Origin of the sequence: Rhodococcus sp. JS3073 (genome assembly GCF_026810085.1) — a bacterium.
GTDB lineage: Bacteria > Actinomycetota > Actinomycetes > Mycobacteriales > Mycobacteriaceae > Rhodococcus_F > Rhodococcus_F wratislaviensis.
Map to the genome: position 1 here is coordinate 5,645,660 of NZ_CP113951.1, position 20,746 is coordinate 5,666,405.

Consider the following 20,746-nt stretch of genomic DNA (forward strand, 5'->3'; position numbering starts at 1 on the left):
AGTGGATTGGCGGCGTCGAAACTGCAGGTACTCCGATCTCCCTCATACTAAGCGTCACCGGCGGGCAGGCGGTACACCCGTCGTGCGGTTTCGCCGAAGAAGAGCGATTGTTCTGTCGACGGCACGTCGCCGAGTGCTGCCTGGACGGTGGACACCATGGTTTCGGTATCCCACAGCAGGTGGTCGATCGGATAATGCGAGGCGAACATGCACCGCCCGGCACCGAAGATGCTGATGGCCGTCCGTACCCACCGACTGATCGCTTCCGGGGATGTTCCGAAAATGAGGGCGATTCCCTGCAACTTGAGGACGACATTCGGAAACTGACTCACTGCCGTGAGGCGTTCCTCCCAACGGGTGAAGCCCTCGGCAGTGAGGTCGACCGGCCACCCGGCCGCCTCCAACACGAAGGTGGTGTCGGGAAACGCGGTGATGAGGTCGTGCGTGGCGGGTAGCTGCTCGTCGTAGACGAGCAGATCCCATACCAGCCCGGCATCGGCGACCTGCTCGAATCCACGCAGCCACGCCGGGTCCGACAGGTAGTCGCCGCGCGCACCCAGGCGCTTGATCGGGTCGGCCGCCCAGTACAGCGGCTGACGCACAGCCCGGACAACCGGAAGATCCCGGTATCGCGCGAGAACGCCTGCCAGATCGACCGAATCGAGCTGCACGGCCGCGATGAAGGCGTTCGGAACTCCGAAACGGTCGGCGCAGTGCTGAACCCAGATAGCCTCCGCGACACCGTCTGCGGCGCCGAACTCGCACGCGACCGAGGCCGTGACGGGCATCCCCTCGACCTGTGCCCGATAGTCGCTCGGCAGGTACCGGTGCGCAGCGTCATAGTAGTTCGGCAGCAGGGCGGTGAGCGCGGGCGGGCGACTGTCGATCCACGGGTACTCGAGTTCGGGCAGGTTGATGAAGTGATGATGAGCATCGACAATGTCCACCTCACGCAGCATATTTCAGTTGTCGACGGGGAATCGGGCAATTGGTCGAGCGCGGCTCGTGTGGTCGCGTGGATCGATAAGGTGTCGACATGGAGCGCCGGATCAACGAAGCCCTGGTCCATTACGTCGAGCGCGGCACCGGCGTGCCGCTCGTGGCACTGCACGGCGCCGGCGTGGATCACCGGGAGGTCGAGGCGGCGATCGAAGCCATCGTTCCGGGCACGGGATACCGACGGATCTACCCGGACCTGCCGGGGATGGGCCTCTCGACAACCGGCGGCCTGACCTGCAACGACGATGTGGTGTCGCTGCTCGGTGACTTCATCCACAGCTTGGGCGCGGGCCCGGTGATGCTGGTGGGACATTCCTACGGCGCCTACCTGGCCCGTGGGGTGGCCGCACAGCGACCGGACACGGTGCTCGGCCTGGCGTTGTTGTGTCCGGTCACCGAGCGGTCACGACACGTGCCCGACCACGGCGTGGTTCGCCAGGACGCCGATGCCTACGACGAACTCGAACGCGCGCAGTGGGCGGGATTCGACGAGTATTTCGTCGTGCGCACGGCGGCCACCGCTCGCCGCTACCGCGACCATGTCGTGCCGGGTACGACGCTCGTCGACGAGGATGCCCTCGGGCGCATCTTCGCCGGGTGGACGGTCGACGTCGCGTCGAGCGCGTTCTCGGGGCCGACCTTGATCGTGGCGGGCCGCCGCGATTCGGTCGTCGGGTACGCCGACGTGGCCGAATTGCTCGAGCGCTACCCGCACGCCACCCTGGCGGTCGTCGAGGATGTCGGCCATGCGCTCATGCACGAGCGGCCCGAACTGCTCGCCGCGTTGTTCGGCGACTGGTTGGATCGGCTCGATCACTCATCGCGGCAGAACTGACACTCGCGGACGTCGGCTGCGTCGGCGGTGAGCGCGGCGATGACTTCCTCGTCGGGTACCGCTTACGAGAATAGCCGCGAAAGTCGTTGTTGCCGAGGCTAACCCGCGTCCTCTTGGGCGGCGAGCTGCACCCTGATCCGCGACGTCGCGTTGATCAACGACTCGTTGTTGACGGCGGCCGCAGCGTCGGCGTCGCCCTTGCGGGCGGCCTCGACGAGACGTTCCTGGTACCTCCACAACGAGTCGTCTTCCGGCGTGTCCAGGGTGCCCTGGGCACCGACGATCTTGTAGGCACGGCAGTGCTGCCACAGGTTACGGATGGAATCGACGAGCACGGGGTTCGCTGCTGCTTCGTAGAGAATGGTCAACAGCGCCTCGTCGTGGTCGAGAAGCGCCACCACCCGCCGTTCGGCGATGGCGGCCAGCATGAGCTCGTACTCGGTCTGCATCCGGTCGACGTCCGCTGAGCTGATCTGCTGGGCGCCCAATCGTGCGGCCTCCACCTCGAGCAGCCGGCGCACATCGTAGACATGCACCAGTTCGGCCAGGGTCAGGCCTTTCACAACCGCGCCCTTGTGGGGGACACGCTCGGCCAAACCGGCTTCCTCCAGACGCCGGATCGCCTCGCGCACCGGCATCACGCTGGTGCCGACCTGCGCGGCAATGTCGCGAATGCGCAGGCGGGAGCCGGCAGGCAGATCACCGTTCATGATCGCCTCGTGCATCGTCTCGTAGACCTGATCGGTCAACAGGGACGTTTCGGCGCGCTTGGTCATGACCACAGCTCAAATATAAACCGCACGAGGGGCGCAGCCGGGTGCCGGACGACCTGCGCGAGTCTGCGAGCCGCGCCCCACACCGGTGCCGCGACACACCGGCAGCCTGAGTTGGTCGTGCGTCCAGAGCGTTTACGCTCGTCGCAGGTGCTCGGGGCGGAGTGACGGACGGCGGGTGGGCTGTGAAACACAGGGCGCGTAGATCAACGCTGGCGGTGGTGATGGCGGCCGCCGCGGTACTGACACCGATCGCGGCGTCGGGGCCGGCGACAGCCGATCCGGCCGGGTTCACCAAGACCACGCTCCACTTCCAGGTTCTCGTCGGGCCGAACCGGGACGAGCCGTGCGACGTGATCGGCGACGTGTACAAGCCCGACTCGGCGTCGGCGTCGAATCGGGTGCCCGCCGTCCTCACCACCAACGGCTTCGGCGGTTCCAAGAACGATCAGGCCGGTATCGCCTCGTTCCTCGCGTCCCGCGGCTACGCGGTGCTCGCGTATTCCGGGCTGGGCTTCGGCGGTTCCGGCTGCAAGATTCACATGGACAACCCCGATTACGACGGGCGCGCGGCCAGTGAACTGGTGAGCTTCCTCGGCGGACGCGACGGGATGGCGTTCGTCGATCCCGCGCACACCGTTCCCGTCCCCGGTCTCGACTACGTGGTGCAGGACGCGACCGCTCACCACGGCGCCGCCGAGGCGCACGACCCGCGGGTCGGCATGGTCGGCGGCTCCTACGGCGGGGCCGTGCAGTTCGCCGCGGCCTCGGTGGACCCCCGGATCGACACGATCATCCCGATGATCACGTGGAACGACCTCAGTTACTCGCTCGCACCCAATGGCACCGACCAGACGACCGGGGTCAGCACGTCGGTTCCCGGAGCGTCGAAGGTGGTGTGGTCGCTCATGTTCGGGGCCATCGGCGTGACCAACCCCCGGGTCGAGGGCTACACGCAGGACCCTGTGCGGGCATTGGGTTGCCCCAATTTCGCCGACCCCGCCTGCGCCGCACTGGCGCAGGCCGCGGTGCAGGGCTACCCGGACCCGGGGTCCGTAGACTTCCTGCGCCAGTCGTCCGTGGTGTCGTACGCGGACCGGGTGAAGATTCCGGTGTTGATCATGCAGGGCCAGCAGGACACCCTGTTCGACCTCAACGAGTCGAAGGCCACGTTCGAGACCCTGCAGGCGCAGGGCAACGACGTGAAGATGATCTGGCACAGCTGGGGGCACTCCGATCTCACTCCCGCCGAGGGCGAGATCAGCATGAAGGATCCGAACCCCGACACCCAGTACGAGACGGGCCGGATGGTCGATTGGTTCGACCACTACCTGAAGGACAGCGCGGTCGACACCGGACCGGTATTCAGCTATTTCCGGAACTGGGTCGACTACACCGGCAACGCCGCGCCCGCGTACGCCGAATCCACGGATGTCTCGGTGGGCCAGGACTATTCGCTCTACCTCTCCGGCAACGGTGCGCTGACCGACCGCCTCGACGGCATCGTTCCCGGCGCGCAGACGCTGAACACGCTGCCCGGCGGTCTCCCCACCGACCGGGAAGCGCCGGACACCCGGCCGGAGAACCAGGTCTCGCAGGGTTTGATCCCCGGCACCCAGGCCGAATGGTCGTCCGGCATCCTCGACGCCCCGGTGGACGTGGTCGGAGCCCCGACGCTCGACGTCCGCGTCACGGCCGCACCCGCGGTCGCCGGTGTCGAGGACTCGGTCGTGGTCTTCGCGAAGCTGTACGACGTGGCTCCCGACGGCACCGAAACGCTGATCAACGGGCAGGTCGCTCCGGTGCGCATCGTGGCACCCGGTGAGCCCGTCCAGGTCACGATGCCGGCCATCGTCCACCGCTTCGACGAGGGGCACCGCGTTCGCCTCGTGGTGGCCGGGGGAGACCCGAGCTTCCGCGGAAGTCTGGTGCCGCACCAGGTCACCATCGCCTCGGGTGATCCGGGACAGGCGCTGGTGCTGCCCGTGACCGGCTGAGGTGGAGGGCAGCACTGCGCGTCGCGTGCCGACGGAATCACTCGCGCATGAGCATCAGGGCGGCCTCCCGCTCGAGATCGAGATACGGTTCGCCGCTGACGTCGACCGCGACCCGATTGATCGTGCCACCGGTGAAGCGGTGAGGTGATTCGCCGGGGTAGTCCTCGGTGATCGGCTCGCCCGGGTGTCGACCGACGTACAGCCCCGCACCCGCGATCGCGAACGCCCCCATCTGGGTTTTGATCCGGCCTTCTCCCACCTTTCGATCCGCGTGGAAGAGAGACAGGATTCCCTCGGTAGACGTGGGCTCCTGCCCGTCCTTGTCGAACGAGGCGGACAGGATCAGGTCCGTTCCGGTGGGGATGTCCTCGGAGCCGACGATCATCTGTTCTTCGCTGCCCACGAAGTTGTTGACGTAGTGCAGCCGGTTGTCCTTCACGTACAGCGCGTGGCCCCCGAAGCGGGAACCGATCGCGAAGAGGACGCCCTCGGCTCCCGGTGCCGGGATGTCGACGAGCGCACCGATCACGAACGATCGGCCGCGGGTACTGACTGCTTGCCATTCGGACACGGCGGCGACGTCCGGGTAATACACATATCGGTTTCGGGCCGCTGTCAGTTGAGGACGGGGTGTGCCCATGATCTCGACGGCCGATCGATCGTCCAGGGGGAACGCTCCGTTCGCACCCGCTTCTGCGAACCAGATGTTCACCAACTCCCGCAGCTTGCCGGGATGCTCCGCTGCCAGGTTGTGCACTTCGGCGCGGTCCACGTCGGTGTGGTAGAGCTCCCATTCGTCGTCGTTGAAGTGCCCCCAGCCTGCGATGGTCGGATGTGTCGTGACGGCCTTCCATCCTTCGTGCCAAATCGACCGCGAGCCGAGCATCGAGTAGAACTGAGACTTCCGCTCCGACGGCGCGGACTTGTCGTCGATGCTGCTCCGCATACTGACGCCGTCGAACGGGCGCTGGACGTGACCCTTGATGGTCTCGGGAGCATCGACCCCGAGCAGGTCGAGGACCGTCGGTACGAGGTCGATCGCGTGATGGTACTGGTCCCGGATCTCGTTCCGCGCCTTGGTTCCCGCCGGCCACGAGATGATGCAGGGGTCGGCAGTCCCGCCGTTGAACTCGTAGCGCTTCCACATCTTGAACGGGGTGTTGAATGCCATCGCCCAGCCGTTGGGGTAGTGGTTGTATGTCTTGGGCCCGCCCAGATCGTCGAGTTTCGCGAGGTTCTCCGCGAGGTCGTCCGGGATGCCGTTGGCGAACTTCATCTCGTTGACGGAGCCGTTCGGGCCACCCTCCCCGCTCGCGCCGTTGTCGGAGACGACCACGATGACCGTGTTCTCCATCTGATCGTTCTGCTCGAGATAATCGAGCAAACGCCCGATGTGATGGTCGGCATGGGCCAGGAAGCCTGCGTAGACCTCGGCCATCCGCGCAAAGAGGCGTTTTTCGTCGTCGTTCAGCGTGTCCCACGGTCGGGTGAAATCGAGTTCCGGGAACGGTTCGCCTTCGGGTCCCGATCGCGTCTCGGGGGTGCCGATCGGATTGATCGGCGGAAGTTCGGTGTCCGCCGCGACGATGCCCAACTCCTTCTGCCGGGCGAGTGTCTGTTCACGGATCGCGTCGTAGCCCATGTCGAACTTGCCCGCGAACTTCTCGATCCATTCCTTCGGGGCGTGATGCGGGGCATGGCACGCGCCGGGCGCGTAGTAGAGGAAGAACGGTTTGTCCGGCGCGATCACCTTGGCGTCCTTGATGAACTCGAGCGCCTTGTCCGTGATGTCCTCGGTGAGGTGGTAGCCCGCCTCCGGTGTCCGCGGCTGGTCGACGGGGTGGTTGTCGTAGACCAGATCCGGATACCACTGGTTGGTCTCCGCGCCGAGGAAGCCGTACCAGCGTTCGAAGCCTCGCCCGCTCGGCCAATTCCGGCGGGTGGCGGCCAGGTTCATCTCATCGGTCGGGCACAGGTGCCATTTACCCACCATGTACGTGTTCCAGCCGCGCTCGGCGAGTATCTCCGAGAGCATGCCGTTCTCCGGTGGGATGGTGCCACTCGCGTTGGGGAATCCGATCGCAGCCTCGGTGATGCAGGCCATGCTGTTGCGCGTGTGGTTGCGTCCCGTCAGCAGGCAGGAACGCGTGGGCGAGCACAGCGCGGTGGTGTGCCACTGGGTGTAGCGAACACCGTTGGCGGCGATCCGGTCGATGTTCGGCGTTTCGATCGGCCCGCCGTAGCAGCGCATCGCGGAGAAGCCGACGTCGTCGAGGACGACATAGACGACGTTGGGTGCATCGGCGGGAGCCTGGGGTGGCTCGAACGGGGCCCAATCCGGAACCGAGTCGCGGATGTCGACGTTGACGACACCCCGAAATGGTTTGCCCATGGCATGTCTCCTCACCGGTAGTCCTGGGTTCAGCGTCGGCCGCCGCGCCGTCGCGAACCTCACCCGACACGGGTGAACCCGGTGAGCCCCGACCGTGGCGGACCTCGCGAGGATGGACATCGAAGTGATTGACATCACAGGAGGCCCTGGCCCACACTGAAACCCTCAATTGAACCCGATGTCAAGATCAATATTGCGTCGGCTGGTGGAGAGGAACCACAGGTGACCAAGCTCGGAGGAGTGTGCGACAAGCGCTTCACGGCGTTGCAGGAGGCACTGAAGGACAATCTCGACTCCGGTGAGGAACTCGGCGCGTCGATCGTCGTCACCCTCGACGGAGAGCCGGTGGTCGACATGTGGGGCGGATGGTCCGACACCGATCACACCACCGAATGGGAACGCGACACCATCACCAACGTGTGGTCGTGCACCAAGACGGTCACCGCGCTCGCCGCACTGATGCTCGTCGATCGAGGACTGCTGGACGTGTACGCGCCCGTCGCAAAGTACTGGCCGGAATTCGCCGCGGCAGGCAAGGAGCGCGTCGAGGTCCGCCATCTGCTTTCGCACACGTCGGGTGTCTCGGGGTGGGATCAGCCGATCACGGTCGAGGACACGTTCGACCTCGCCGAGTCCACAAAACGACTTGCGGCCCAGGCGCCGTGGTGGGAGCCGGGCACGGCGTCCGGATACCACGCGCTGAACTACGGCCATCTGATCGGTGAGGTCGTCCGCCGAATCGACGGGCGCACACTCGGCCGTTTCGTCGCGGAGGAGATCGCCGGGCCGCTGGGGGCGGACTTCCACATCGGATTGGACCCATCGGAGTTCGGCCGCGTGTCGAACGTGGTCCCGCCGCCGCCGTTGCCGATCGACCTGGCCTCCCTCGACCCGTCCAGCGTCATCGTCAGGACGTTCACCGGCCCCGGACCGGATGCGTCCGCGTCCTGGTCCGACGAGTGGCGCACGGCGGAGAACGGCGCGGCCGGTGGTCAGGGCAACGCCCGGTCGCTCGCCCGGATCCAGTCCGTCGTGGCCTGCGGGGGAGAACTCGACGGTGTCCGCCTGCTGTCGCCGGACACCATCTCCCTGATCTTCGAGGAGCAGTCCAACGGCGTGGATCTGGCTCTGGGGCAACCGATTCGATTCGGCATCGGGTACGGTCTGCCGACGCCCGTGTCCGTGCCGTTCGTCCCCGAGGGGCGCATCTGCTTCTGGGGTGGCTGGGGCGGCTCGCAGGTCGTCGTCGACACCGAACGACGAATGACCATGACGTACGTGATGAACAAGATGGGGCCGGGACTTCTCGGCTCCGACCGGACCGCCCAATATGCGACGGCGACGTTCGATGCGCTGAGCTGACGCGCCCGTCCGTGGCACCATGCAAGGAGTCACGGGCGAGCGACCTCGGGGCGCCCGACGTCGAGGTGGAGGGTCCGATTCCCGAACTCGAGGAGGCGATCCACGCACTGCACCGGCAATTTCACGCCGGGGCATGATCAGGACGCCAGGCCCTTGTCCTGCAGCCATTCCCGGGCGATGTCGCCCATGTCCTCGAGGTCGGCCACCCGCTGATTCATCTCGATGAGATCCTCGGTCGTCAATGCGGCCGACACGTCGGCCAGGACGCCGCGGACGTCGTCGCCTGCCTTGTTCTCGTTGATGATCGGGGTGATGTTCTCCGCCAGGAACAGGTGCTTGGTGTCCTCGAGCGCCACGAGGTTCTCCGAACGCATCGCCGGGTCGGTGCTGAACACGTCCGCCACTTCGATCTGACCGCTGAGCAGGGCGTTGAGCGTGAGGGGGCCGCCCGCGTCCAGTGCCAGGAACTCCTTGAACGTCAGGCCGTACTTGTCCCGCAGGCCTGCGACGCCGTTCTCCCGGGTCTTCCACTCGGGCGGGCCGCCGAGGGTCAGCTCGTCGGCGTGGGGCACGAGGTCCTCGATCGTCTCCAGCGAGTACTCGTCCGCCGTCTCCTGCCGCACCGCGAGAACGTCCTTGTCCTCGGCGGGGGACGGTTCCAGTGCGACGAGTCCGGCGGGCAGCTTGGCCTTGATCTCCGCGGTCACCTCGTCCGACGCGGTCGCGGTGGTGGCGCTGTCGAGATATTGGAGCAACGCACCCGAGTATTCGGGCAGCAGGTCGATGGAGCCGTCCCGGATGGCCGGGACATACACCTCCCGGCTTCCGATGTTGAGCTTCTCGGTGACGTCGATGCCGTTCGCGCGCAGCGCCTCCGCGTAGATCGTCGCGATCAGCTGGCTTTCGGGGAAATCCGCGGAGCCGACGACGATGGCGCCGTCACTGCTTCCGCCGTCATCGGACGCCAACGGGTCCTTGCCGATCCCGCATGCCGTCAACGACATCAGGGTGGCGCCGGTCAGCGCGACGATCAATGCCTTCTTCATGATGATGTCCTTCAGATCAGCGAGGGCTCGGGAGCGGATGTAGGTCGGGCCGCGACGGCGGTGTCGTCGGCACCGGATCGCTGCTTCGCGCCGCTCCGGACGCGTCGCGTCAGACCGGGTGAGACGACCCGCACCGTGAGGAATCCGATCGCCAGGTCGAATGCGAGCGCGAGGAGGGACACCAGGACCGCTCCGGCGGCCATCTGCGCGTAGTCGCTCTGCGCCTTGCCGTCGATGAGGAGACGTCCCAGTCCGCCCAGCGAGATGTAGGCGGCGACGGTCGCCGTCGAGACGATCTGCAGCACGGCGCTGCGCACACCCGACAGCATCAGCGGCAGTGCGCACGGCATCTCCACCTCGGTGAGGATGCGCATCGACCGGAACCCCATGCCCCGCGCAGCGTCCACGGCGGCCGGGTCGACCGAGCGAATGCCCGCGTACGTGTTGGTGAGAATCGGCGGGATGGCCAGCAGCACCAGCACGATCAGGCTGGGAATCAGATAGGCCAGCTTGGTCGTGAACGACGGCGCGATGACCAGCACCAGCAGGATCAGCAAACCGATCGTCGGAAGGGCGCGCAGCGAGTTGGCCAGGCCCGCGACGACGACCGCTCCGCGGCCGGTGTGCCCGATGTACAGACCGAGTGGAACCGCGATCAGCGCCGCCGCGAACAGGGCGAGGAACGTGTACATCAGGTGCTGCAGGAGGAGAGCGGGAATGCCTTCGGGCCCGGTCCAATGAGCACCGTCGAGCAGAAAGTCGATCATGATGCGACCACCTTCGGGGTCCACGGCGTGAGTAACCGATTGGCGAGCACGATGAGCAGGTCGAGAACCAGCGCCAGCAGCAGGCACAGCGCGATACCGGTGATGATGGGTGTGTAGAAACGCAACTGGAAGCCCTGGGTGAACAGTGACCCGATCTGCGGGATCCCGAGCAGCGCGGCGAGAGAGACCAGGCTGACGTTCGACACGACAGCGACGCGCAGCCCGGCGCAGATGACGGGAACACCCACCGGCAGCTGCACTTTCAGCAGGGTCTGGTACGGCCGGTAGCCCATTGCCGTGGCGGCGAGCACCGTCTCCTGCGGCACCGAATCCAGGGCGTCGGCGATGACGCGGACGAGCAGGGCGACGGTGTAGATCGTCAGCGCGACGACGATGTTCATCGGATCGAGGATCTTCGTTCCGAGGATCGGCGGGAGCAGGACGAACAGCGCCAGCGACGGGATCGTGTAGAGCAGGCCTGCGGTCCCCACCACGTAGGGGTTGATCCGGCGACTGCGATGCGCCAGCCAGCCGATCGGCAACGCGACGATCACACCGACGACGAGCGGCACGAGCGAGAGCAGGATGTGCCAGCCGACCAGTTCGGCGATGCGGTCGGACTGGCGGCCGAGCCATTCGATGTTCATCGGGCCATCGCCTCCGCGGCCACGAGATCCGCCGACTCGATCGCCGCCACCGCCGCGTGTGCCGTCACGGTCCCCACGAGCACGCCGTCGCCGTCGACGACGACACCGCGCTTGCTGGGCGCGGACAGGGCGGCGTCGAGCAGCGCCCGCATCGTCCCGTGCGCATCGGCGACCGTCCCGCTGAGATTCACGTCGCCCGGGCGGATACGGTCGACGACCTTCGCCGGTTGCACCCAGCCGATCGGCTTGTTCGCCGAGTCGACGACGAGTAACCAGTCGTCCGTGGTCCGGGTGAGGGCGTCGGACGCCGAATCACCGAGACGGGCAACGGGTTCGGCAACCGTCTCCACGCGGCCGCCGAGGTTCGAGAAGCCCAGCGAACGGTAGCCGCGGTCGCGTCCGACGAAGTCGGCGACGAACTCGTCGGCGGGTTCGGTCAGCAACTCCAGCGGCGTCGCCGCCTGCGCCAGGATTCCGCCGGTCCGCAACACGACGACCTGGTCGCCGAGTTTGAGGGCCTCGTCGATGTCGTGCGTGACGATGATGATCGTCTTGCCGATGTCCTTCTGCAGCCTCAGGAATTCGTCCTGGAGCTGGCTCCGGACCACCGGGTCGACAGCGCTGAACGGTTCGTCCATCAGCATGAAGGCCGGGTCCGCGGCGAGGGCGCGCGCGACCCCCACTCGCTGCTGCTGGCCACCCGAGAGCTGCCAGGGGTACCGGTCCGCGAAGTTCGCCGCGAGACCGACCGTCTCGAGCAGCTCCATCGCCCGGGTTCGCGCTTCCTTCTTCGTCTTTCCCAGCAATTTCGGCATCGTCGCGACGTTGTCCACGATGGTGCGATGCGGGAACAGTCCGGCGTGCTGGATGACGTATCCGATGCGCCTGCGCAACAGTGCCGGATCCATGTCCGCCGTGGATTCGCCGTCGAGGGAGATGGTTCCGGACGTCGGTTCGATCAGCCTGTTGATCATGCGAAGCGACGTCGTCTTGCCGCACCCCGACGGGCCGACGAGTGCGGTGATCTTCCCGCTCGGGCACTCGAGGTCGAGTTCGTTCACCGCTGTCGTGCCGTCCGGGTACGCCTTGGTGACTTTGTCGAATGTGATCATTCGCGAGCTACTTTCGTGTAATCCGAGTGGTGACACACTCGGAAGTTCGGTGTCGTGGGACTGCTTTACCGAGTTGCGTCTTTCTCCGGATTCGGCATCTGTTCCAGAAACTTCACCGCTGCTTTCAGGTCGTCGCTCAGAGGACGGTCGGTCGTCCGCGGGTCCAGGCACCTGCGCGCCCGGTCCAGGTACGCGCCGAGTTCGGTGCTCGTGTCGGGGTCGTGGTTCTGCTGGCCGAGGGCGCGCACCGCCGAGATCAGTTCGCACGCGAGCACGATGCGAGACTGGGCGAGGATGTCGGTGAGCTGAGTGGCGGCCTGCGATGCGAAGCTCGCGTGGTCCTCGGTTCCGCGGGAGATCACGGTGTGTCCGAGAGACCCCGGCGCCGCGGCCATCCGGATCTCGGCGATGGCCGCGGACGTCGTGTACTCCAGCAGCATGGTGCCGCTGCTGCCCGCCGGACCGTCGGCCAGGAACGGCCGGAGACCGGTGACCACCGGATCCGAGAGATTGGCAAGCCTGCACTGCGACAACAGCGCTGCGCTCGACAGCGCGAGTTTCGCCTCGTCCACCGCGAGGGCGATCGGCATTCCGTGGAAGTTCCCGTTGTGGTACACGGCGTCGTCCTCGACGGAGATGAGGGGGTTCTCGGAGGACGAGTTCATCTCGATCGCGAGCGTCCCCCGCAACCTCTGCAGCGCCTGCCAGGTCGCCCCGAGGATCTGCGGCAGGGCGCGGAATCCGTACGAATCCTGCACGCGGGCAGCCTGTACGTGCTGGCCCGCGAGGAGTTCCCGGACGCGGCCGGCCACCTCCTCCTGACCGAGGTGCCTGCGGGCTGCCTGCACCCGCGCCGCGAACGGCTCGACGGAACTGCGCGTCGCCAGCAGCGACAGCACGCCGACGATCAGTGAGTGCTCCAGCCAGTTCGCCACGCTGTCGGTGGCCGTCGCCGCGAGCGCGACCGTCATCGCGTTCGTCGAGATCAGCGGGAGTGCGTCACCCTGGTGTGCGGTCCACCGGGTGACGTGCCGGCCGTCCCGCAGCGGTGCCTCGCCCATCAACCCGAGCGCGATCTCGGAGAACGCGCTGAGGTCGCCGGTGCCGATCGCCCCGCGAGCGTGCACGGTGGGCTGTTCGTCCGCCGCGACGGCATCGATCAGCGCGGTCACGATGTCGGGGTGCAGACCGGATCCGCCGTTGAGAATTTGGTTGATGCGAATGATCATGGCGGCTCGGACGACGTGATCCGGCAGCGAGGGGCCCGAGCCCGTGGCGTGGCTGCGGAGAAGTCGAAGGTCCTGGTCGACACCGTCGGAGACGGAGGTGTCCCGGTTGCCCCCGACGCCCGTGGTGCGTCCGTAGATGGGCTGCCGTTCGGCGATGCGCACCGCGGTCTCCCACGAACGGCGTGCGTGGTCGAGCGCTGCGGGGTCGGGCTCGACCACGACGGGCTCCCGGGCGAGCGCCGTGAGCTGATCGACGGTGAGCTGGGCACCGTCGAGTACCACCGGAAGGGGCGGGTGCGGTTCCTCGGTCGAGCTGGAATCTCTCCGGGTCATCAGAACTCCGTGATCGATGTGGTGTGCCTCACTCTTCGAGATGTATAGTCCTGTATATACCGGAGCGTGTCAACCGTCAGTTTCCTGTCATGACCTCTGTCGCGATACCGCAGCGAGGGGCTGGCATTCCGGCTAGGTCAACCTCTCACTTCGATCAGTCCCTCCGTGATCTTCGGGAACGTAGGGTCTCGGGAGAGGTGCATATATGGCCATGCATCGATCCCGCTATGACTGATCGACCGAAGGAATGAGTCCAATGCCGCAGCAGGTACGAGGCGTCATCGCCCGCTCCAAGGGTGCCCCCGTCGAGATCGCGACCGTCAACATTCCGGACCCCGGTCCCGGAGAGGTGGTAGTCGACATCGCGGCATGCGGTGTGTGCCACACGGACCTGACCTACCGCGACGGCGGGATCAACGACGAGTTCCCGTTCCTGCTCGGCCACGAGGCTTCCGGCATCGTCGAGAGTGTCGGCGAAGGCGTCACCTCTGTGGCGGTCGGCGACTTCGTCGTCCTGAACTGGCGCGCCGTCTGCGGTCAGTGCCGCGCCTGTAAGCGCGGCCGCCCGCAGTACTGCTTCGACACGCACAACGCTGCGCAGAAGATGACGCTCGAGGACGGCACCGAACTCACGCCCGCCCTGGGGATCGGCGCGTTCGCCGACAAGACGCTCGTCCATGCCGGGCAGTGCACCAAGGTGGATGCCTCCGCGGACCCGGCAGTCGTCGGGCTGCTCGGCTGCGGCGTGATGGCCGGCCTCGGTGCCGCCGTGAACACCGGCAACGTCTCCCGCGGAGACACCGTCGCCGTCATCGGCTGCGGTGGTGTCGGCGACGCCGCGATCATGGGCGCCCGCCTGGCGGGCGCCGTGAAGATCATCGCGATCGACCGGGACGACAAGAAACTCGAATGGGCGAAGGACCTGGGTGCGACGCACACGATCAACGGCGGCCAGGTGGACGCCGTCGAGGCCGTACAGGAACTCACCGGCGGTTTCGGCGCCGACGTCGTGATCGATGCGGTCGGCCGACCGGAGACATGGAAGCAGGCGTTCTACGCCCGCGACCTCGCCGGCACCGTCGTACTGGTCGGTGTCCCGACCCCCGACATGACCCTCGAGATGCCGCTGATCGACTTCTTCTCCCGCGGCGGATCCCTGAAGTCGTCGTGGTACGGCGACTGCCTGCCCGAGCGTGACTTCCCGATGCTCGTCGACCTGTACCAGCAGGGCCGGCTGCCGCTGGAGAAGTTCGTCACCGAACGCATCAAGATCGACGAGGTGGAAGCGGCGTTCCACAGCATGCACGCCGGCGAGGTGCTGCGTTCGGTGGTCGTCCTGTGAGCGGGCAGCTGCGGATCGAGCGGGTCGTCACCGAGGGAACCTTCGCCCTCGACGGCGGAGAGTGGAACGTCGACAACAACATCTGGCTGATCGGTGACGACACCGACGTCGTGATCGTCGACGCCGCCCACGCCGCGCAGCCGATCATCGACGCGGTGGGGGACCGGCACGTGAACGCCGTGATCTGCACGCACGGTCACAACGACCACGTCACCGTCGCCCCCGAACTCGCTGAGCGTCTGCATGCACCGGTGCTGCTCCACCCGGGCGACGACGTGCTGTGGAAGATGAGCCACCCCGACTCGAAGTACTGGAATCTCGAGGACGAGCAGCGGATCGCCATCGCGGGCACCGAGCTCCAGGTGATCCACTCACCGGGCCACTCGCCGGGGTCGGTGTGCCTGTACCTGCCCGAGGCCGGGGCGCTGTTCTCCGGCGACACCCTGTTCTCGGGTGGCCCCGGCGCCACGGGCCGTTCGTACTCGGATTTCCCGACCATCATCGGGTCGATCCGCGACCGGCTGTTCGCTCTTCCCGAAGACACGCTCGTCCACACCGGTCACGGTGACGGAACCACGATCGGCACCGAGGCCCCGCACCTCGCCGAATGGATTGCACGAGGAAACTGACTCCATGACCGACACCACCGACAGGTACACCTTCGACGAGCACGATGTCGTCGTCACGCACGAGAAATCCTATGCGGCAGGTGTTCCTGCGGTGTTGGTGTCGTTGCGTCGTGGGATCGAACAGATGGGCCCGGTGCGCACGGCCCGGACGTTGATGAAGTTGAACCAGCGGGAGGGGTTCGACTGTCCGGGGTGTGCGTGGCCCGAGACTCCGGGGCACCGCAAGCACGCGGAGTTCTGTGAGAACGGGGCGAAGGCGGTGGCGGAGGAGGCGACCACCCGCACGGTCGGCCCGGAGTTCTTCGCCGCGCATTCGGTGTCGGATCTGCTGGGTCGTACCGAGTTCTGGTTGGGGCAGCAGGGCCGGCTGACGCATCCGATGGTGTTGTTGCCGGGATCGTCGCATTACGAGCCGATCGGCTGGGACGCGGCGTTCGCGATGATCGCCGGCGAGTTGCGGGCGTTGGCGTCGCCGCACGAGGCGGTGTTCTACACGTCCGGGCGCACGTCGAACGAGGCGGCGTTCGTGTACCAGTTGATGATCCGGGCGTTCGGGACGAACAACCTGCCGGACTGCTCGAACATGTGCCACGAATCGTCCGGCAGTGCGCTGGTGGAGACGATCGGGATCGGGAAGGGGTCGGTGTCGGTTCCCGACCTCGAGAACGCCGACCTGATCCTGATCGCCGGGCAGAACCCGGGCACCAACCACCCGCGGATGCTCTCGACCCTGGAGAAGGCGAAGGGCAACGGGGCGAAGGTGATCGCGATCAACCCGCTGCCGGAGGCCGGGCTGATGCGGTTCAAGGACCCGCAGAAGGTGCACGGGGTGGTCGGCGACGGTGTGCAGATCGCGGACGAGTTCCTGCAGATCCGGATCGGCGGCGACCAGGCCCTGTTCCAGGGGCTGGGCCGGTTGCTGCTCGAGGCGGAGGACCGCAATCCCGGGACGGTGCTGGACCGGGAGTTCATCGACCGGCACACCGCGGGCTTCGAGGAGTGCGCGGCGCATCTGCGGCAGGTCGATCTGGGCACGGTGGTCCGGGCGACCGGGCTGACGCTCGAACAGATCCAGGCCACCGCGAACGCGTTGATCGCCTCGAAGAAGACCATCATCTGCTGGGCGATGGGGTTGACCCAGCAGACGCACGGGGTCGCGACCATCCAGGACGCGGTGAACCTGCTGCTGTTGCAGGGGATGATCGGCAAACCCGGGGCCGGGGTGTGCCCGGTCCGCGGGCACTCGAACGTCCAGGGCGACCGGACGATGGGGATCTGGGAGAAGATGCCCGAGTCGTTCCTCGCCGCGTTGGACGCCGAATTCGGCATCCGCTCGCCGCGGGAGCACGGCCTGGACGCGGTCGACTCGATCCGGGCGATGCGGGACGGGAAGGCGTCGGTGTTCGTCGGGATGGGCGGCAACTTCGTCTCGGCGACGCCGGACACCGAGACCACCGAGGCCGCGCTGCGGGGGTGTGCGCTGACGGTGCAGGTGTCGACGAAACTGAACCGCTCCCACCTCGTCACCGGGCGGACCGCGCTGATCCTGCCCTCGTTGGGCCGCACCGACAAGGACGTCCAGAACGGTAAGAAACAGCAGGTCACGGTCGAGGACTCGATGTCGATGGTGCACCTGTCCCGCGGCAGCCTGAAGCCGGCCGGCGACCAGTTGCGTAGTGAGATCGCGATCGTGTGCGGGATCGCGCAGGCGCTGTTCGGTCCCGACCATTCGGTGCCGTGGCGGGAGTTCACCGCCGACTACGACCGCATCCGCGATTCCATCGCCCGGGTGATCCCCGGGTTCGAGGACTTCAACCGCAAGGTCCGCGGGCCGGACGGGTTCGGGCTGCCGCACCCACCCCGGGACGAGCGCCGGTTCGTGACGGACACGGGGAAGGCCAATTTCACGGTCAACGAGCTGTCCTGGCTGCCGGTACCCGAGGGCCGGTTGATGTTGCAGACGATGCGCTCGCACGATCAGTACAACACCACCATCTACGGTCTCGACGACCGCTATCGCGGTGTCAAGGGCGGACGGCGGGTGCTGTTCATCGCCCCCGACGACATCGCCGCACTCGGGTACACCGACGGGGACCGGGTGGACCTGATCTCCGAATGGGAGGCCCCGGACGGGACGGTGCAGGAGCGCCGCGCCGACGACTTCCGGTTGGTGCCGTACCCCACGCCGCGGGGGAACGTCGCCGCCTACTACCCGGAGACGAATCCACTGATCCCGCTCGATCACGTGGCCCGCAAGTCGAACACCCCGGTGTCGAAGGCGATCACGATCCGTCTCGAACGGCGTCTGTGATGGGGCGTGTGACCACCCGGACCCCGGTCACCCGGATCACCGACACCCGGCAGTCCACCCGCCCCGACACCGTGGTGGTGGAGGAGCCTCTCGAGATCCGGGTGAACGGGACACCACTGGCGGTCACCATGCGCACCCCCGGCTCCGATGTCGAACTGGCGCAGGGTTTCCTGCTGACCGAGGGCATCATCGCCGACCGCGCGGACATCGCGTCGATCCGCTACTGCAACAGCGTCGACGAGCACGGTGTCAACACCTACAACGTCCTCGACGTCGACCTCGCACCCGGGGTGTTCCTGCCCGACACCGGTATCGAACGCAACTTCTACACCACCTCCTCGTGCGGGGTGTGCGGGAAGGCGTCGCTCGATGCGATCCGGCAACGCACGAAGCATTCACCGGCCACCGACACGGTGCGGGTGCCGGCCGCGACGATCGCGGAGCTGCCCGACCGATTGCGGGCCGCGCAACGGGTGTTCGAGACCACCGGCGGTCTGCACGCGGCCGGATTGTTCACCCGGACCGGGGAACTGCTCGCGATCAAGGAGGACGTGGGACGGCACAACGCCGTCGACAAGCTGATCGGCTGGGCCACCGAGCAGAACCGGGTCCCGCTGCGCGGCAGCGTCCTGCTCATGTCCGGCCGGGCGTCGTTCGAGCTGGCGCAGAAGGCGGTGATGGCCGGCATCCCGATCCTCGCCGCCGTGTCCGCGCCCTCCTCGCTGGCGATCGACCTCGCCCACGACACCGGGCTCACCCTCATCGGGTTCCTCCGCGGCACCACCATGAACATCTACACCCACCCCGACCGCATTACCTGACGTGAGTGGCAAAGCGTGCGCCCGCACACTTTGCCACTCACATGGGGGTCAGTGACGGATCGGCAGCGTCGCGACGCTCATGCATGCCTGCTGGTGGTGTCGGCGCGGATGCCGGCCTCGAGGGCGATCGCGCCCGCCTCACCTCGGGACGCCACACCGAGCTTCTTCAGCACACCCGCGACGTGGAATTTGACCGTGCTCTCGCTGATGCCGAGGCTGTCGGCGATCGCCTTGTTCCGCTTGCCGGTCGCGAGGTGGCCGAGGACCTCGAGTTCGCGGGGGTTGAGGTCGCCGAGTTGCTGTTCGTCCGGTCGCGCCACCGGCACGTCGAGGGGGATCGCGACGGCCACCCGGGACCCCCACCCGTCGACCGACTCGACGTCGATCCGGCCACCGAGTGTGTGCACCCGGCCGGAGAGTTGCCGCACCAGCGCGTCGGTGTCGAGACCGCCGTCGCCGTCGTCGCGGACTTCGACGAGGAGGTTCGCGCCGTCGCAGTCCCAGGCGATGCGGATTCGCTCCAGGGCGGCCTGCGCCGCGAACGCCAGGACGGCGCTCCGCACGACGGCCCGCGCGGCGCTGGCGACCTCGCCGGGCAGCGCGCGACCGTCCACCGGCGGATCGACGTAGTCGACGCGCACAGGCCGGTGCTGGAGCAGCGGCCGCAGTTCGCCCTGCAGCCGGGCGAACGCGGTGGTGACGGCTTCCTCCGCGAGGTTGCGGTCGGATTCGCCCGCGGAACGCAGAGTCACCAGCGCCGAGGACGCCGTCTCGCTCGCTGTGATCCGCGACCGGCGGTCGTCCAGGTCCTTGGACCGGAGCGTCGACAGGATCGATTCGAGCGTCGCCGCGTGCAGGTCCGTCAGCTCCACGATGGTCCTGGCCCGCTCGCTCGACGCCGCCCGCGACTCCGCTAGGTATGCCGGGCTCGCCTGCGCCACCTGATGCCGGATCGACACTGCGACGACGCCGAAGGCACCCGCCACCAGCGGAACCTCCCGAATGCGCTGCCGCGGCTTCGGGAGAACGAGGAGGAGGGTGCCCGTCGCGTCCAGCAGCGCCCACACTTTCCGCTTCGCGCCGGCAATCACGGTTTGGTCGTCGAACGGGGTGCCTTCCGTCATGCGGGTGCGCAGCGCGTCCAGTTCGGCGATGGTGACGCGTTCGACCACCGACGGATCACCGCTGACCTTGCGGGGACGTCCCGTGCATTCCCGGGTGAAGATCACCAGCGCGGTGTGCGGCCAGATGTCGGCGAGGAACTTGGAGAAGCGGACGGCGATGTCGGGCAGCGGACCGTCGATGACGTCCCGCATGGAACCGAGAACATCTGCAGGGGACACAGAAGTCGAGCTGGGAAGAGCCACGTGTCGAGCCTATCCGCGCAGGCGGCGAACACCGGGCCTGGGCCGTCCGCTCACGATGCCGGCTCGGCCCGGGCGGCGTCGACGACGTCGGACCGGACGAGCCCCAGTGATTCCAGGGCCCGCGCCGCGGTGCCGTGCGTGATGGTGGCGACGGCTGCGACGATGTCGGCGCCGACGATCGGTCGCCGTTCCGACTTCGCGAGAGCCACCGCATTGCGGAACGCGGCCTGGGCCGGTTCGGTCAGCCGCAGCGGCCCGGTGCGGGGGCGGCTCAGTGCGCTGGTGGCGACGCCCGCGTCCGTCATGCCTGCTGCCGCGAGGGCTTCCCCGTGCACGCGAATGACCGCCTCGCGCAGTGCGTCCCGGTTCGATCCGAGACGCTCGAAGACCCGGCGGGCCGTACCGTCCGGCAGCGTGAACGATGCGAGCAGCAGGTGCTCGAGGCCCGGTTCCCGGTCGCCCAGCCGGTCGGCCTCGGCCTCTGTTTCGGAGAACAGCGTCTTCATCGTCCGCATGTCGCGCCATGCCCGGGTGAACTTCATCGTGTGCCCCTCGTCTTCTTGTCGGAGGATCGTCCGGGACCGAGGCGTTTGTGTGCCGCCTGACCCGAGACGCCGAGAGCCTGACCGATGTCCGCCCAGGTCCAGTCGGCGGACAGTGCGTGTGCGACGGCGTCACGCTCGAGCTGGTCGGCCTGACGCCGCAGCGCGACGACGGCGGCGAAAGCGGTCGCCGGGTTCGGATCGTCACTCACGCTATCAACTTAAGTTGATGCGGCGGATCC

General features: G+C 67.2%; 18 protein-coding genes. 7 read left to right on the plus strand and 11 right to left on the minus strand.

Features of this window, described 5'->3' with window-relative positions; translation table 11 throughout:
- Nucleotides 1-47: 47 nt before the first annotated feature.
- Nucleotides 48-959, minus strand: coding sequence for an amidohydrolase family protein (locus OYT95_RS25520; protein WP_112300154.1), 912 nt, complete (start codon nucleotides 957-959; stop codon nucleotides 48-50).
- A gap of 77 nt (nucleotides 960-1,036) precedes the next feature.
- Here OYT95_RS25520 and OYT95_RS25525 point away from each other — a divergent pair, with 77 nt between their 5' ends.
- Nucleotides 1,037-1,834 (plus strand): alpha/beta fold hydrolase, encoded by a 798-nt coding sequence (locus OYT95_RS25525; RefSeq protein WP_268789469.1) that lies wholly within the window; start codon nucleotides 1,037-1,039, stop codon nucleotides 1,832-1,834.
- A gap of 98 nt (nucleotides 1,835-1,932) precedes the next feature.
- Here OYT95_RS25525 and OYT95_RS25530 read toward each other — a convergent pair whose 3' ends face one another.
- Nucleotides 1,933-2,610: a GntR family transcriptional regulator gene (locus OYT95_RS25530; protein WP_037226111.1), complete on the minus strand. Its 678-nt coding sequence runs from the start codon at nucleotides 2,608-2,610 to the stop codon at nucleotides 1,933-1,935.
- Between the two features lie 221 nt (nucleotides 2,611-2,831).
- On the opposite strand from OYT95_RS25530, the gene OYT95_RS25535 reads away from it, so the two are divergent.
- Nucleotides 2,832-4,604, plus strand: a complete 1,773-nt coding sequence (locus OYT95_RS25535) for a CocE/NonD family hydrolase (RefSeq protein WP_268792271.1) — start codon at nucleotides 2,832-2,834, stop codon at nucleotides 4,602-4,604.
- A 37-nt stretch (nucleotides 4,605-4,641) separates the two neighbouring features.
- On the opposite strand, the gene OYT95_RS25540 is transcribed toward OYT95_RS25535, so the two are convergent.
- Complete coding sequence (locus OYT95_RS25540; protein WP_268789470.1) at nucleotides 4,642-6,996, minus strand: arylsulfatase; 2,355 nt, start codon at nucleotides 6,994-6,996, stop codon at nucleotides 4,642-4,644.
- A 222-nt stretch (nucleotides 6,997-7,218) separates the two neighbouring features.
- Here OYT95_RS25540 and OYT95_RS25545 point away from each other — a divergent pair, with 222 nt between their 5' ends.
- A complete protein-coding gene (locus OYT95_RS25545) occupies nucleotides 7,219-8,358 on the plus strand; it encodes a serine hydrolase domain-containing protein (RefSeq protein WP_268789471.1) in 1,140 nt (379 codons plus the stop codon).
- Between the two features lie 137 nt (nucleotides 8,359-8,495).
- Here the strand turns inward: OYT95_RS25545 and OYT95_RS25550 are convergent, their stop codons facing one another.
- The 5 genes from OYT95_RS25550 to OYT95_RS25570 all read right to left on the minus strand — a co-directional run bounded on the left by OYT95_RS25550 (nucleotide 8,496) and on the right by OYT95_RS25570 (nucleotide 13,492).
- Nucleotides 8,496-9,404 (minus strand): ABC transporter substrate-binding protein, encoded by a 909-nt coding sequence (locus OYT95_RS25550; protein ID WP_112300149.1) that lies wholly within the window; start codon nucleotides 9,402-9,404, stop codon nucleotides 8,496-8,498.
- Between the two features lie 11 nt (nucleotides 9,405-9,415).
- Entirely contained in the window at nucleotides 9,416-10,171 is a 756-nt protein-coding gene (locus OYT95_RS25555; RefSeq protein WP_037226101.1) for an ABC transporter permease, read from the minus strand.
- Nucleotides 10,168-10,818, minus strand: a complete 651-nt coding sequence (locus OYT95_RS25560; RefSeq protein WP_005250988.1) for an ABC transporter permease — start codon at nucleotides 10,816-10,818, stop codon at nucleotides 10,168-10,170. The genes OYT95_RS25555 and OYT95_RS25560 overlap by 4 nt, the downstream gene beginning before the upstream one ends.
- Nucleotides 10,815-11,930: an ABC transporter ATP-binding protein gene (locus OYT95_RS25565; RefSeq protein ID WP_268789472.1), complete on the minus strand. Its 1,116-nt coding sequence runs from the start codon at nucleotides 11,928-11,930 to the stop codon at nucleotides 10,815-10,817. Before OYT95_RS25565 ends, OYT95_RS25560 begins: the two co-directional genes overlap by 4 nt.
- Nucleotides 11,931-11,995: 65 nt before the next feature.
- On the minus strand, nucleotides 11,996-13,492 hold the full coding sequence (locus OYT95_RS25570) for an aromatic amino acid ammonia-lyase (protein ID WP_268789473.1): 1,497 nt from the start codon (nucleotides 13,490-13,492) through the stop codon (nucleotides 11,996-11,998).
- Between the two features lie 256 nt (nucleotides 13,493-13,748).
- Between OYT95_RS25570 and OYT95_RS25575 the strand changes: the two genes are divergently transcribed.
- Genes OYT95_RS25575 through fdhD form a run of 4 tightly spaced genes read left to right on the plus strand, consistent with a single transcriptional unit; the run spans nucleotide 13,749 to nucleotide 18,595 of the window.
- The gene (locus tag OYT95_RS25575) at nucleotides 13,749-14,834 is read left to right on the plus strand and encodes an S-(hydroxymethyl)mycothiol dehydrogenase (RefSeq protein WP_037226097.1); all 1,086 of its coding nucleotides are present in this window, start codon (nucleotides 13,749-13,751) and stop codon (nucleotides 14,832-14,834) included.
- Entirely contained in the window at nucleotides 14,831-15,463 is a 633-nt protein-coding gene (locus OYT95_RS25580) for an MBL fold metallo-hydrolase (RefSeq protein WP_037226096.1), read from the plus strand. Before OYT95_RS25575 ends, OYT95_RS25580 begins: the two co-directional genes overlap by 4 nt.
- 4 nt (nucleotides 15,464-15,467) lie before the next feature.
- Entirely contained in the window at nucleotides 15,468-17,774 is a 2,307-nt protein-coding gene (locus OYT95_RS25585; RefSeq protein WP_268789474.1) for an FdhF/YdeP family oxidoreductase, read from the plus strand.
- Nucleotides 17,774-18,595 (plus strand): formate dehydrogenase accessory sulfurtransferase FdhD, encoded by an 822-nt coding sequence (gene fdhD / locus OYT95_RS25590; protein ID WP_268789475.1) that lies wholly within the window; start codon nucleotides 17,774-17,776, stop codon nucleotides 18,593-18,595. Before OYT95_RS25585 ends, fdhD begins: the two co-directional genes overlap by 1 nt.
- A 77-nt stretch (nucleotides 18,596-18,672) precedes the next feature.
- Here fdhD and OYT95_RS25595 read toward each other — a convergent pair whose 3' ends face one another.
- From OYT95_RS25595 to OYT95_RS25605, 3 genes are all read right to left on the minus strand, one after another.
- Nucleotides 18,673-19,911 (minus strand): helix-turn-helix transcriptional regulator, encoded by a 1,239-nt coding sequence (locus OYT95_RS25595; protein ID WP_061046191.1) that lies wholly within the window; start codon nucleotides 19,909-19,911, stop codon nucleotides 18,673-18,675.
- A 101-nt stretch (nucleotides 19,912-20,012) separates the two neighbouring features.
- Complete coding sequence (locus OYT95_RS25600) at nucleotides 20,013-20,504, minus strand: Clp protease N-terminal domain-containing protein (RefSeq protein WP_268789476.1); 492 nt, start codon at nucleotides 20,502-20,504, stop codon at nucleotides 20,013-20,015.
- The gene (locus OYT95_RS25605) at nucleotides 20,501-20,716 is read right to left on the minus strand and encodes a hypothetical protein (protein ID WP_268789477.1); all 216 of its coding nucleotides are present in this window, start codon (nucleotides 20,714-20,716) and stop codon (nucleotides 20,501-20,503) included. Before OYT95_RS25605 ends, OYT95_RS25600 begins: the two co-directional genes overlap by 4 nt.
- Nucleotides 20,717-20,746: the final 30 nt, after the last annotated feature.